The sequence below is a fragment of the Edaphobacter flagellatus genome, from assembly GCF_025264665.1.
In the GTDB taxonomy this organism is placed as follows: Bacteria; Acidobacteriota; Terriglobia; order Terriglobales; family Acidobacteriaceae; genus Edaphobacter; species Edaphobacter flagellatus.
This window is the reverse complement of the sequence record NZ_CP073697.1, coordinates 2279269-2292464: the sequence shown is the minus strand read 5'-3', so window position 1 is coordinate 2292464 and position 13196 is coordinate 2279269. Positions and strand designations below refer to the sequence as shown.

Annotated in this window: 13 protein-coding genes; 2 read left to right on the top strand and 11 right to left on the bottom strand. The window is 61.0% G+C overall.

The window, feature by feature from the left end; genetic code table 11:
- Positions 1 to 29 precede the first annotated feature (29 nt).
- The 6 genes from KFE13_RS09550 to KFE13_RS09525 all read right to left on the bottom strand — a co-directional run bounded on the left by KFE13_RS09550 (position 30) and on the right by KFE13_RS09525 (position 4760).
- Complete coding sequence (locus tag KFE13_RS09550) at positions 30 to 923, bottom strand: lipase family protein (protein ID WP_260702879.1); 894 nt, start codon at positions 921 to 923, stop codon at positions 30 to 32.
- A gap of 54 nt (positions 924 to 977) precedes the next feature.
- A complete protein-coding gene (locus KFE13_RS09545; RefSeq protein ID WP_260702878.1) occupies positions 978 to 1823 on the bottom strand; it encodes a class I SAM-dependent methyltransferase in 846 nt (281 codons plus the stop codon).
- A gap of 35 nt (positions 1824 to 1858) precedes the next feature.
- The gene (locus tag KFE13_RS09540; protein WP_260702877.1) at positions 1859 to 3142 is read right to left on the bottom strand and encodes an RNA polymerase sigma factor; all 1284 of its coding nucleotides are present in this window, start codon (positions 3140 to 3142) and stop codon (positions 1859 to 1861) included.
- Between the two features lie 19 nt (positions 3143 to 3161).
- Complete coding sequence (locus tag KFE13_RS09535; RefSeq protein ID WP_260702876.1) at positions 3162 to 3731, bottom strand: dihydrofolate reductase family protein; 570 nt, start codon at positions 3729 to 3731, stop codon at positions 3162 to 3164.
- 12 nt (positions 3732 to 3743) lie between these two features.
- Positions 3744 to 4109: a YciI family protein gene (locus KFE13_RS09530; protein WP_260702875.1), complete on the bottom strand. Its 366-nt coding sequence runs from the start codon at positions 4107 to 4109 to the stop codon at positions 3744 to 3746.
- An 87-nt stretch (positions 4110 to 4196) separates the two neighbouring features.
- On the bottom strand, positions 4197 to 4760 hold the full coding sequence (locus tag KFE13_RS09525; RefSeq protein ID WP_260702874.1) for a hypothetical protein: 564 nt from the start codon (positions 4758 to 4760) through the stop codon (positions 4197 to 4199).
- A gap of 317 nt (positions 4761 to 5077) precedes the next feature.
- Between KFE13_RS09525 and KFE13_RS09520 the strand changes: the two genes are divergently transcribed.
- A complete protein-coding gene (locus tag KFE13_RS09520) occupies positions 5078 to 5539 on the top strand; it encodes a hypothetical protein (RefSeq protein ID WP_260702873.1) in 462 nt (153 codons plus the stop codon).
- A gap of 177 nt (positions 5540 to 5716) precedes the next feature.
- Positions 5717 to 8281, top strand: a complete 2565-nt coding sequence (locus KFE13_RS09515; RefSeq protein ID WP_260702872.1) for an ABC transporter permease — start codon at positions 5717 to 5719, stop codon at positions 8279 to 8281.
- Between the two features lie 15 nt (positions 8282 to 8296).
- Here KFE13_RS09515 and accD read toward each other — a convergent pair whose 3' ends face one another.
- The 5 genes from accD to KFE13_RS09490 all read right to left on the bottom strand — a co-directional run bounded on the left by accD (position 8297) and on the right by KFE13_RS09490 (position 13164).
- The gene (gene accD, locus KFE13_RS09510) at positions 8297 to 9166 is read right to left on the bottom strand and encodes an acetyl-CoA carboxylase, carboxyltransferase subunit beta (RefSeq protein WP_260702871.1); all 870 of its coding nucleotides are present in this window, start codon (positions 9164 to 9166) and stop codon (positions 8297 to 8299) included.
- 138 nt (positions 9167 to 9304) lie between these two features.
- Positions 9305 to 9793: a DUF4126 family protein gene (locus tag KFE13_RS09505; RefSeq protein ID WP_260702870.1), complete on the bottom strand. Its 489-nt coding sequence runs from the start codon at positions 9791 to 9793 to the stop codon at positions 9305 to 9307.
- Positions 9794 to 9887: 94 nt separating this feature from the next.
- Positions 9888 to 11216, bottom strand: coding sequence for a lactate racemase domain-containing protein (locus tag KFE13_RS09500; protein WP_260702869.1), 1329 nt, complete (start codon positions 11214 to 11216; stop codon positions 9888 to 9890).
- Between the two features lie 109 nt (positions 11217 to 11325).
- Positions 11326 to 12603 (bottom strand): serine hydroxymethyltransferase, encoded by a 1278-nt coding sequence (locus KFE13_RS09495; protein WP_260702868.1) that lies wholly within the window; start codon positions 12601 to 12603, stop codon positions 11326 to 11328.
- A gap of 72 nt (positions 12604 to 12675) precedes the next feature.
- Complete coding sequence (locus KFE13_RS09490) at positions 12676 to 13164, bottom strand: VOC family protein (RefSeq protein ID WP_260702867.1); 489 nt, start codon at positions 13162 to 13164, stop codon at positions 12676 to 12678.
- Between the last annotated feature and the right edge of the window lie 32 nt (positions 13165 to 13196).

The following is a 13196-nucleotide window of genomic DNA, read 5'->3' as shown; positions in this document are numbered from 1 at the left end:
GCAACGATGCTACACCCAGCCGATGAATGCTAGCTGGGTGTGGCCATCTGAAACATGGAGCGCAGCTCTTCGTCTTCGCTGCCGGTCAGTGAGATGGCGTGCGCGGTCATGGAGCCGATTTTCTTCGCGATGCCGGGTGCGTAGGTGAGGTCGAGGCTGTGGAAGTCTTCGATCTTGGGGTCGATGTCGAAGCCGCCGGTGACGTGGACGTATCCCTGCACGATGGAAGGGACGTGCGTGACGATGTCGACGGGGTTGGCGACGCGCAGGCTCTGCGTGATTTTTTGATTGAAGGCCGACGCGCTGAGGAAGTAGGTGCGCGGGCTGGCGAAGGTCCAGCAGCACAGATTATGGAAGCCTCCGTGCACGGCGAGATCGAGTGCGCAGAGGCTGGCGACGGCAGCGCCGAGGCTGTGGCCGGTGACGATGAGGCGATCGATGCCGCTGAGGAGATGCAGCTGATCCATGAGGCTTTGGCGGGCGAGCAGGTAGACCTTGTGGAAGCCGGCGTGAACGCGCGGTGCCTGTGCGCCGACTTCGGAGAAGGTGACGGGTTCGAAGAGAACATCGTCGATCCATTCGGTAAAGCTTTTGGTTCCCCGGAAGGCGATGAAGCCTGTGCGCGTGGCCTCATCTTTGTCGATGGTTCCGAATAAAGTTCCGTCAGCGAAGGCGGCCTTCAACAGGACGCGGGTCCGCAGGTCTGTGGTTTCGGCGAGTGCGTGCATCGCGCCGGTGTCGGCGTGGATGTCGCCCAGAGGGATGATGCCGGGAACCGAGGCTGAGCCTCCACCGTAGCGTGTGTATACAACGTCGATGATGGGAATGGCGATGTCTTTGGCGTATCGGAGGTCTGCGACGGGAACGTTCATGACGTGCACTCTCGGCTGGATCAGGATGGTGAGCCCGCGTGACAGAGACATGCTACCGGCGGCGTTTTGAAGTGCGCAAGAAAGTTGAATGAATTTCTGAAGACGTTATGTCCAGGCGCTGACGATGCGCGCGGCTGCACCGAGGAGCTTCAGGTTGTCGATGCGATGGTCGCAGTAGCGTGCGTTGAGCTCGGGCGTGCCGAGGTCTTCGATGGTGTGGAATGCGGAGAGCTCGGCGGCCATCTGCTGCGGTGTGAAGAAGAGCTGGAAGGGCTCACCGGCAAGCTGCACTCTTGATGCTAAGGAATCGTGCGCGAGCTGTTCGAGGAAAGGGAGCGCGGAGCGTGGCTGGCCGTAGTCCATGACGAGGCCGCTGCCTGCGGGCGACGATGCGATGAGCGAGAGCGTGGAGCGGAAGGCAGGCTCGGTGAGATAGGGTACGACGCCGAGCCATGCGAAGAAGGTGGGTTTGGTGGCATCGTGTCCTGCGGCGGCGAGTTGAGCGGCGAGCTGCTGATGTTCGAAGTCGACGGGTGCCCAGGTGAGGTTTGCCCGTGTAGCAATGTTGTTGGTTGCAAGCAGTTCGCGCTTCCACTGCTGCGTGGCAGGGTGGTCCACTTCGAAGACCTGCAGGTGTGGATATGGATTGCGATAGGCGAAGGTGTCGAGTCCAGCGCCGAGCAGCACGTACTGCGTAATGCCCTGCGCTACAGCGTGCGCGAGCAGGTCTTCGGCATGGCGGCTGCGCGTGACGAGAAAGGCGCGCAGTGCGACGGAGAAGGGCTTGTTCAGCTTGAACTGCGTGCGCTCGATTTCGGGAAGATACTCTTTGCCGAGGATGGAGACGGCGAGGGGATCATTGAAGATGAGCGGTTGTGCATCGTAAAGCTGGTGCGCGGCGCGACGCATGGCGACGCGGAGAGCGGTGCGTGAGGGTCGCGCTTCTTCCATCGTTCATCCATTCTAGTTCACCGTTGTTTGGCGTTTTAGTTCACGGACGTACGCGGGACGGTTAATGCGGCGAGACGTTGTTGCAGGAAGCTGCGGACCGCGGGATCGCGTTCGAGGCCGATGGCGATGTCGTAGGCTTCGCGCGCTTTGTTGCTGGCACCGATGCGCGAGAGCAGCTCGGCACGCGCTGCCCAGAAGGGCTGGTACTGGTTGAGTCGTGCATCGTCTGCGAGCCGTGGCATGGCGTCGAGCCCTGCACGCGGGCCTTCGGCCTCAGCGATGGCGAGTGCACGGTTGATGGCGACGACGGGAGAACATGAGACGGTAGCGAGCGCGTTGTATAGTTCCACGACGGTCGGCCAGTTGTCGTGACCGCTGCGGTGACGCATGATATGTGCGGACTGGATGGCGGCTTCGATCTGGTAGCGTCCGATGGTTTCGAATGCGCTGACGTGTCGCAGCAGCGTCTCTGCTTCGTCGATCATGCAATCGTTCCATAACGTGGTGTCTTGTTGGGCGAGAGGAATGTAGTCGCCGCTTTTGCTGCGTCGTGCGTTGCGTCGTGCATCAGCATAGAGCATGAGCGCGAGCAGGCCGAGCGGTTCCGGTTCGTTGGGCAGAAGCTCGACGAGAAGACGTGCAAGGAAGAAGGCCTCTTCGGTGAGATTGCGCCGCGCGAGGTCGGTGCCGCCGGGGTCGGTCCATCCTTCGGCGAAGGCGGCGTAGATGGAGTCGAGCACGGCGTCGAGTCTTGAGGCCAGCTCATCGCGCTCGGGGATGTGGAAGGGAATGCCGGCCTGCTGGATCTTTGTCTTGGCGCGGACGAGACGCTTGCTCATCGCGGCGGGAGACATGAGGAAGGCCGAGGCGATGGTTTTGGCATCGAGTCCGACGACGACCTGCAGCATCAGCGGCGCGCGCACTTCGACGTCGATGGCGGGATGTGCGCAGGCGAACATCAACCCGAGGCGGCGGTCGGGCAGAGACGGTTCGGTTGAGGCGGACTCCATCTCTTCGGCGAGCAGCTGGAGCTGTGGCACGGCGGCGTCGCTGGTGTTGCGGCGGCGCGAGGCATCGATGAGTTTGCGCCGTGCGGCTGTCAGCAGCCACGCCTCGGGATTCTGCGGGCAGCCGTTGCGTGGCCAGTCGGCGAGTGCGGCGGCGAAGGCATCGGAGAGCGCGTCTTCTGCCGAGGCGACGTTGTGCGTGCGCGCGGCGAGGAAGGCTACGAGCTTGCCGTAGCTTCGCCGCGCGACCGCATCGGCTGTGAGGTGTGCCTGCTCCGCGTGTTGTGCCTGTTCCTGGAACATTGCTTCCATCGTGGATCTCGTATTGCGGTCACTTCGGTTCGGTTGGTTTATAGATGAGCAGAACCTTGCCGTTCTGAAAGGTGCGTGTCGAGACATGATCGAGATCGAGTCTTCGGGTGACGCCTTCGAAGAGAGTTCGGCCTCCGCCGATGACGACCGGTGTGATGAGGAGCTGGAACTCATCGAGCACGCCGGCCTCGGCAAACTGGCGAACCAGCGAGCCGGAGCCGAGGATGGTGAGATCGGGGCCGGGCTGCTGCTTCAGCCGGCGCATCTCGTCGACGATGTTGTCCTTGACCAGCGTGGTGTTACTCCACGAGGCTTCAGGGAGCGAGCGGGAGAAGACGAGCTTCGCGGCGGCGTTCATGCGCGCGGCCATTACAGGCTCGCGCTCGAGCGCCATCGGCGAAGGCCAGAAGCCGGCCATCATCTGATAGGTGATCCGGCCGAAGACAAGCACGCTCTCGCGGCGTGCATTGTCGTCGGCAAACTGCTTGTACTCCGGGTCCTGATCGTGGCGGGTCCAGCTGAGGTCTCCGTGTGGGCCGGTGAAGTAGCCATCGGCGGAGAGGTGAAGGAATGCATAGAGTTTGCGCATCAGCCTCTCTCCTTAGGAGGTTTGTGGTGCGTCCATCGACCAGATGGGGCGCACCTCGATGGTGCCGTGGCTGGCTCCGGGGCAACGTGCGGCCCAGGCAAGTGCGGAGTCGAGATCGGGAGCTTCGATCAGGAAGAAGCCGCCGAGCTGCTCCTTCGATTCGACGTAGGGGCCGTCGAGCACCTGCGATTTGCCATCGGTGACGCGGATGGTGGTGGCGGTAGAGACAGGGCGAAGGCGCTGGCTGGCTTTATAGGCTCCGGCTTTCTTCAGGGCTTCGGTGTAGGCCATGTAGGCGGCGTAACCCTGTTGCTGTTGTTCCGGGGTCATGCTGGTCCAACCGTCTTCGTTTGAGTAAAGCAGCAATAAGTAGTCCATGGGAATCTCCTCTGTGGGTAGTCAGGAGATTATCTCCTGCTACTGGGATGACGTCCGGAACTGGGCTGTTTGGACAAGCTGTTATTTTTATTTTGGAGAAGAAGACTTCATGGACTGACGGAGCTTCTGTTCGTCTTCAGGGCTCCAGTATTTGCAGTCGAGCTGAAGAAAGACCGAAGTGTAGGGCATGGCCATTGTTGTCTTGAGGACGAGGATTTTGAAATCCTTGCCTGCCTCGCCGATCTTGCCGAGCATCTGTTCGTGAGGCAGCGATTGGACGGTGCGTCCCTGGAGCGTCTGCTTCAGGTTTTCGCGATACGCATTCAATCCTGCGAACTGCTGGGCAGGGACGAAGGGAAGCTCGGCATCGAGATAGATGATGGGTGTGACGTGGATGGAATGATCGAGCGCGGCGAGTACCGCGTGGGTGACGGCAAGTTGATCGGCGCCTGTCTCGATCGTCTCGACCCCGGGCGATACCTGGAGGGGATAGGCGGAGTCGACGATCAGGATCCAGTTGCGGTGGCCGAACAGCGGAAGCTGTTGTTTGAGCTTTGCCTGCCAGTCTGCGGTTGCGGTCTGAGCCGGGCTGTTGGGGCTGAACGCGATTGCAGCGAATAGCAGGGACGCGAGAAGGATGGTTTTTCGCATAGAGAGTCTCAGGGTCCTCATGATATGCCTTGCCATGCCTTGCCGGTGTTCGGGAGACGATGCGTGGTTGACGCCAGCAAAGGAGTTGGATAGATTTCAACCTATGCCGATGTACTTCGTTCGCCGTCGTTGTTGTCGCTCCAGCGTTGTGTAGCTGGCGAGCGTTGTGCGTTGCGAATTAAAGTCATTCGAGCAATTTTCTCTCCAGCTATCTCTCATGATGTGCGCGTCCTGTCTGCCTGAGGCAGATACAGGCGCGCTGCGAGCCTGCAGCTTGCAGGCGGCGATGTCCTTGCCGATGAAAGAGAGTGTGTGCGATGAAGATTCTGAACAAGGTATATGGTGTTGTGCTTGGAGCAGTGCTGCTGGCTCCGTTTGCCGTGAGTCGTGACGCGGCGGCGCAGACGGTTGTGGCAGCCAGGCCGGTGACGGTGGAGTGGGTGTATCGCGTGAAGTACGGCGCGCACGATGAGTGGTGGCAGATCTTCAAGAAGTATCAGCTTGCGATCCTCGAGCGGCAGAAGCAGCTTGGGTATGTGAAGGAGTACACCGTCTACGCGCCCAGCCTGCACACCAGCGAAGATGCGCGCTGGGACTACCGCATCATCATCGTGCGTGCCTCGCAGGAGGCACCCGCCGGGCAGTCGGAGGCGGAGGTGGCCAGACAGCTCTTTCCCGACCAGGCGGCGTTCAAACGGGACGAGAACCGGCGATGGGAGCTGACGGCGAACCACTGGGACCTGCCGATCCACGTGGTGAATGTAAGCGCGTCGGAATAGAAGCCAATCGCGAAAAAGGAAAGAAACACCTGCCCTGGCTGCTGTGCAAATCAGCGGTTCGGGCAGGTGTGTTTGTCTGTCGCGTACCGAACTCTTCATGGAACTCGGATGCCGTCCTTTTCGTATAGACAGCAAAACGGGAACAGTTGCGCTTCATATCTGCTTTGGAGGGAAGGCATGCTGGCAGACCTACGTGACGCATTTCGACAGTTGAGGAAGGCACCGGCGTTTGCGACAACGGCAATCATTACCCTGGCGCTGGGAATCGGGGCAACGACGGCGATCTTCACACTCGTGCATCAGGTCATGCTGAAGTCTCTGCCGGTTGCGAAGCCCGAGGAGCTGTGGCGGATTGGAGACGAGGTCCGGTGCTGCAACTGGGGCGGATATACGCAGGGGGACGATGGCAATTTTTCCCTGTTTTCCTGGGAGATGTATAAGAACTTTCGGGAGCATACTCCGGAGTTCAGCGACCTGGCGGCGTTACAGGCGGGGAATGCGCCGCTTGGTGTGCGCAGGGCAGGATCGCAGGGGCAGGCGGATACCCGCAATGGCGAGTATGTATCGGGAAATTTCTTTCGAACATTTGGTGTGCAGCCGTGGATTGGCCGGCTGATGATGGATGCGGACGATCAGGAGTCTGCGCCGCCGGTAGCGGTGATGAGCTTTCATGTCTGGCAGGAGAAGTATGGCTCCGACCGCTCGGTCGTTGGCGCGGTGTACCAGATCAATGGTCATCCCTTTACTGTCATCGGCGTAGCGCCGCCTGGATTTTATGGAGCGAAGCTGTCCGGGGGAGACATGCCGGACTTCTGGCTGCCGTTGACGACAGAGTTGCTGATCGACGGTGCAACCTCGCGGTTGAAGCGGCCGAACGGCAATTTTCTGGACCTGATCGGAAGAGTACGTCCTGGCGTCGATCCGAAGTCTCTTGAAGCGAAGCTGAAGGTCGAGTTCCACGACTGGCTGGCGAGTCATGTTGCGGATATGGATCCGGGCGAGAAACAGCTCTGGCAGCAGCAGACGCTGCACCTGATCTCCGGAGGTGCGGGGGTGACCGACATGCGAAATCAGTATCAAGACGGCCTGAAGCTGTTGCTGATTGCGGCGGGCTGTGTGTTGCTGGTTGCATGTGGCAATTTGGCGAACCTAATGCTGGCGCGCGGATTGAAGGACCGTGCGCAGACATCCATCCGTATGGCGCTTGGTGCGTCGCGGCGGCGTCTTGTACGGAAGGCTCTTGTCGAGTCGGTCGTACTCGCAATCATCGGTGGAATTGCCGGCATTGTGGTTGCGTATGGTGGAACCAAATTGATTCTCTTTCTGGCCTTTAATGAAGGTAATCCGAATAATTATGTGCCCGTCAGTGCGGCGCCATCGATACCGGTGCTGCTGTTTACGCTGGCGATTTCGGTGCTGACTGGAATTCTGTTCGGGGTTGCACCGGCATGGATGACCTCGCACGCGAATCCGGTAGAAGCTCTTCGCGGTGCGAATCGCTCGGTAGGCGGAGGACGCTCATGGGCGCAGAAATCATTGATCATCGGACAGGCAGCGATGTCCGTCATCCTGCTTTCAACGGCGGCGCTGATGGCCCGGAGTCTTCGAAACCTCGAGCACCAGAACTTCGGGTTTGAGACCGAAGGCCGCTACATTGCACAGATCAACCCGATGCTGGGCAACTATAAGCCGGAACAATTGGAGCCTTTATTCCGCAGGATCGACGATCGCCTGAAGCAGATTCCCGGTGTGCGCATGGTCGCCCCGGCGCTCTATGCCCCGATGAGCGGCGATAGCTGGAACGACGGCATACGCGTCCAGGGCCAGCCGGAGCCAGGAGCCAAGGAAGATACCGGTGCGGGCTGGGCTCGGGTGATGCCTGGATTCTTTGAGACGCTGGGCGCACCGATGGTGCTGGGACGGTCCATCGCCGAGGAAGATACGGCGACGACACGCAAGGTCGCAGTGGTCAATGAAGCTTTTGCCAAGCGGTTTTTCAAGAAAGAGAATCCTGTGGGCCAGCACTTCGGCATCGACAGAATTAAATACGCGGGCACTTTCGAGATCGTCGGGGTCGTCCGAGACATGCGCTACATGACCTACGACTACAAGAAACCGGTGCGTCCGATGTTCTGGGTTCCGGAGGCACAGACGGTCGAGTATGATGACCCGGCGTTCAAGAGCGGCGAGACCTGGTCGCACTATCTCTACAACATTGTGATCTGGGCTCCGGGAGATCCTCCGGGAATGGAGGAGCGCGTACGCAAGGCGCTGATCAGCGTCGACCCCGATCTTGTGCTTTATGGTGTCGATTCCTACAAAGATGTACTGAGCAGGGACTTCCAGCAGGAGAACATGATTGCCACCCTCACCATGCTCTTCGGCGGTCTCGGGTTAATTTTGGCGGCGGTCGGGCTCTATGGCGTGATGGCGTACACGGTAGAGCAGCGGACCAGCGAGATCGGCGTGCGCATGGCTCTGGGAGCGGATCGCGGCCATGTTGTGCGCATGATCCTGGGCAACGCGTTCACGCAGATCGGGATCGGGTTGGCGCTTGGCATCCCGGCTGCGATTGGGGCGGGCAAGCTCATGAAGGACCAGCTCTTCGGGGTAAAGCCGTGGGATCCGGTGATGATCGCCTCGGCCGTTCTGCTGCTTACCTTGGCGGCGCTGCTGGCATCGTTGATTCCCGCACGCCGGGCTGCCAGCGTGGAGCCGATGGTCGCACTCAGGAGCGAATGATCCGTCAGATCGGAGCTATGCGGACTGTTGCTCCTGCTGCTCCTTCAGGCCGGTCATCCAGCTTAGGGCCTGGTGGAGATACTCTTTCATCTCCTTGCGCGGGACGATGGCGTCGAGGAAGCCGTGTTCGAGCAGGAACTCGGAGCGCTGGAAGCCTTCGGGGAGCTTCTGGCGGATGGTCTGCTCGATGACGCGGGGGCCGGCGAAGCCGATCAGCGCGCCGGGTTCGGCGATGTTGAGGTCGCCGAGCATAGCGAAGCTGGCGGTGACGCCTCCGGTGGTGGGGTCGGTCATGACGGAGATGTAGGGGATGCCTGCCTCATCGAGCCTGGCCAGTCCGGCCGAGACCTTGGCGAGCTGCATCAGCGAGGCGATGCCTTCCATCATGCGCGCTCCGCCTGAGGCCGAGATGATGATGAGCGGGTGGCCAGTTTCGAGCGAGCGGTCGACGGCGCGGGCGATGGTTTCGCCTACGACGGAGCCCATCGAGCCGCCGATGAAGCTGTATTCCATGGCGGAGACGACGACCGGTTGTGCGTGGATGAAGCCGATGGCGTTGACGATGGCGTCGTTGAGGCCGGTTTTGTTCTGGGCTTCGACCAGGCGCTTTTTGTAGGGCTTCAGGTCGGTGAACTCGAGTGGGTCGGTGGAGCGGAGGTCGAGGTCGACTAACTGGTAGCCGGGCTCGAGCAGGTTCTCCAGCCGCTCGCGTGCGCCGATGCGGAAGTGATGGCCGCACTTGGGGCAGACCTGCTGGTTGGCTTCGAGATCGGCCTTGAAGATGATCTGGCTGCAGCTGGGGCAGCGAACCCAGAGTCCTTCGGTGCGGACCGTCCGTTGGTCGTCATTGACGATCTCGTTGTCTTCGCGTTTGAACCAGCTCATGCTTCAGGGTCCTTCCAACGTACCTCGACTATTGTAGCGTTTGGTGGGAGTAAGGAGATGCGGCGGCTTTCGGGAACTGAGGGGCGGTACAGAGAAATGCTGGGGCTCAGCTCGCTCGGAATGATACGCAAGAAGTATTCAGCCGGTGATGATGCCCATGCAGATGATGGTTGAGGCGAGGACGAAGATGTCCTCGGTGACCGTGACATGCCAGGTCTTGCAGCCGAGCCGGTGGGTGAGCTGGTGGCGCAGCTGGTAGGCGCAGAAGGCTCCGGCGATTGCGCCCAGCGTGCAGAGCAGGCCGCCTTCGATGCCTGAGGCGTTCAGGCCAGAGGCGAGGATGGCACCTACCAGTCCCCCGATGAAGATGCGTCCGGTCAGAACGAAGGGGCGTGTAGGCCGCGGGCTGAGGTAGAGCTTGTCGGCGACGTATTCGAGCAAGGCCAGCACGGTGAAGGCGATCGCGACGGGCAGCTTTGCACACCACCATGCCCATGAGCCGCTGACCGGCAAATAGCCGAGATACGCGAACCAGCAGAGAACGGCAATCGGCGTCATCGTCCGCATGCCGGTGACGAAGCCAAGCAGCGGGATGGCGATCAGCCAGATGAGAACCTCAAGGGTCATCGCCGCATCATCCTCCGTGGAGAAAGATACACCGTCCACGGTCTTTGTACAGAGGGACGAGGATGAGCGTCTGGAAGACTCGAAAGACGTGAAGTTACAGGCCGGCCGAGAGGTCCCGGCGCGCCGGGTTGTTCAGCTTGGCCTCGGTCGTCCACAGGCCGGCGCTTGGCGTGCTGATGTAAAAGACTTCTTCGCCGTCGGGCATGGTGTTCCAGCCTTCTTTCATGAGCGCAGGGTTGTAGCGGTTTTCCACCTCGGCAAGCGAGGCGTACTGGTAGCCGATCTGCTCGATCTCTTCTTTTGAAATCTTCGGCCCCGGTGCGTAAGTAATGGTGAAGCGGCCCTCGCTGGAGCCGTGGATGAGGTGCGCGACACCGTGCGGGATGGCCTGCATGTCGGCTTCGGTTTTGTAGAGCGCGAGGGTACGAGGCGTGCCTTTGTAGCCGTACTTGCGGATGAGGGCGTCGACCTCGGGCTGCTCGCCGAAGCGCTCGACGCCGGGGGCGATGATCAGCAGTTCGCCGCCGTCAGCGATGGCCATGCGGGTACGGTAGACGGCCTTGTTGGCTACCCATGTGGCGCGGAACTCGTCGGCCTGCATGACGGCAATGATCTTTTTGACGGGCTTATCGAAGACGGTGATGTTCTGTGAGCGCGAGCGGCGGGCGGCGGCGAGGTAGGTCTCCAGATCATCGCCGATGAACAAGCCGCTGGTGACGAGGCGGTTCTGAGCATCGCGCTGCATGACGATCTGCAGGTAGACGTCGGGAAGGTGTCCCAGCAGTTTTTCTTCGGCGTAGTTGTAGCAGGCCCGTAACGGAGTGACGAGACAGCCGAGGTTGTTCTCGATGCCATAGACTGCGGCGGCGATGTGCGAGGCGCAGATGGTTTCCTTGCCCCCGAGGCCGATGAAGTAGTTCTTGTTGTGGTTGGCGAAGCCGAGGACCTCGTGCGGAACGACGTGGCCGAGGTTGACGATGAGGTCCCAGGGCTGGTCGATGAGGGTGGAGTTGAGGGCTACGGGAATTTCCCAGTCGGCGGCCCCTGCTGTTGTTTCGGCGACCAGCGCGGCGGGAATGGTGCCGATGTGGGTGACACCGTTGCGCCAGTCGTGCGGAAGGATGATTTCGTTGGGGATGGAGCCGAACATCCACTTATTTTCGGCCTCGGTGTGCGGAACATGCTGGCCCAGTGTCGGGATGACACGGACGTACGCGCCGGGATTGCGGCGGAGGATCTCCTGATAGACCCACTCGGTGATCTTGCCGACGCCGGAGTGAGCGCGGGTGAGGTCGGGTGGCAGCAGCAGGACGCGGTTCAGATTTGGAGCAATGCGCCTTTGGGCCTCGTCGACGAGCCGGATGGCGGCTTCTTTAATCTGCGCTTCGGGGATGGCATCGGCTTCGACGGTGAACCAGGGCATTTCGGTGAGGGCCTTTCGGTGTGGTCTGACCAGTGTATTGGCTCGCAACGTGGAAATCCTCCCGCAGCGTTGAAGGCTGAACGGGAGGATCTTGATGAAGGCAGGATGTTTACGCGACCGGCTGCGGTTGGCGCAGGAACTCGTAAAGCGGGAAGCGGTCGGCCAGCTCGGTGACCTCGCCGCGAATCTTGCGCAGGGCGCCTGCGTCGTTGCGGTTCTCGAGAGCGCGAGCGATCCAGACGGCGATCTGCTTCATCTCCGGCTCTTTCATGCCGCGGGTGGTCAGCGCGGGAGTGCCGATGCGGATGCCCGAGGGCTTCATGGGCGGGTTGGTGTCGTAGGGGATGGCGTTCTTGTTGACCGTAATGCCTGCCTCGCCCAGCGCCGTCTCCGCTTCGGAGCCGAACATGCCCTTCTGGAAGACATCGACCAGGATCAAGTGGTTGTCGGTTCCGCCGGAGATGATGCGGAAGCCCTCGGCGGCGAGCGCTTCGGCCAGCACCCTGGCGTTGGCAACGACCTGGTGGGCGTAGGTGGAGAACTCGGGGTCGAGCGCCTCTTTGAAGGCAACAGCCTTGGCTGCGACGATGTGCATCAGCGGTCCGCCCTGGTGTCCGGGGAAGACGGAGCGATCGACGGAGGCGGCGAGGTCCTGCGTGCAGAGGATGAGTCCGGCACGCGGTCCGCGTAGCGTCTTGTGTGTGGTGGTGGTGGTGATGTGCGCGTGCGGCACGGGCGAGGGGTGCGCACCGCCGGCGACGAGTCCGGCGAAGTGGGCCATGTCGACCATGAGATAGGCGCCGACCTTATCGGCGATCTGGCGCATGCGCGGGAAGTCCCAGAAACGCGGGTAGGCGGAGCCTCCGCCGACGATGACCTTGGGCTTTTCGGCGATGGCCTTGGCTTCGAGCTCGTCGTAGTCGATGGTCTCGGTGTCTTTACGGACCTGATAGCCGACGATGCGGTAGAGCTTGCCGGAGAAGTTGAGCTTGTGTCCGTGGGTGAGGTGGCCGCCGTGGGCGAGGTCGAGCCCGAGCAGGGTGTCGCCGGGATTGATGATCGACATATAGGCCGCAGCATTGGCCTGTGAACCGGACGAGGGCTGCACGTTGGCGTGGTCGGCGCCGAAGAGCTTTTTGGCGCGGTCGCGGGCGAGGTTCTCGACGATGTCGGCGAACTCGCAGCCGCCGTAGTAGCGCTTGCCGGGGTAGCCCTCGGCATATTTATTGGTGAAGACGGTTCCGGCGGCCTCAAGCACGGCGCGGGAGACGAAGTTTTCAGACGCAATCATCTCGAGCCCTTCGTGCTGGCGAAGGATCTCGTTTTCAACCTGGGTATAGACCTCAGGATCCGCGGCGGCGAGCGTGGCGTTCGGATTAATGGGCATGGCTCTATTTTATGCCCGTGTGGAGGGGAGAGAGTAGGCGGATTGGCCTAATGGCTGTCTGCGCTCCCTGCTTCACCGTGGTGTATTCATCGGTTGCCACAGCTCGATCGGATTTCCCTCCGGATCGTGAATGCGCGCGAAGCGGCCATTGGGATAGGTCGTCGGGTCCACCTTTACCGCAATTCCTGCTGCTTCAAGCTGCGCGGTCATCTTGTCCAGGTTGCTTACGCGGAAGTTGAGCATCCACTGCTTTGTGGCGTCGCCAAAGTATTTGCTGTTCTCAGGAAAGGGGGCAAACGCCGTCGGTCCGGCCTGCTGCTTCCATACGGGATCGGTGTCACTCTTCGGGATGACGGAGACGCCGAGGTGATCCTGGTACCACTGCTCGAGTGCCTTGGGGTCTCGCGCCCGAAAGAAAAAGCCGCCAATGCCGGTGACCGTCTCCTTCGCCGGAGCGTTCGCTGCAGGCGTTTGCTGGGCGGCAGCAAAAGAGCCGGGTAACAGCACTGATCCTGCGGCGGCAGTAAGCGCAGTAAGGACTTCACGACGTTGCTTGTTCACGATGGACTCTCCTTATCCTTCTGGGGCATAGG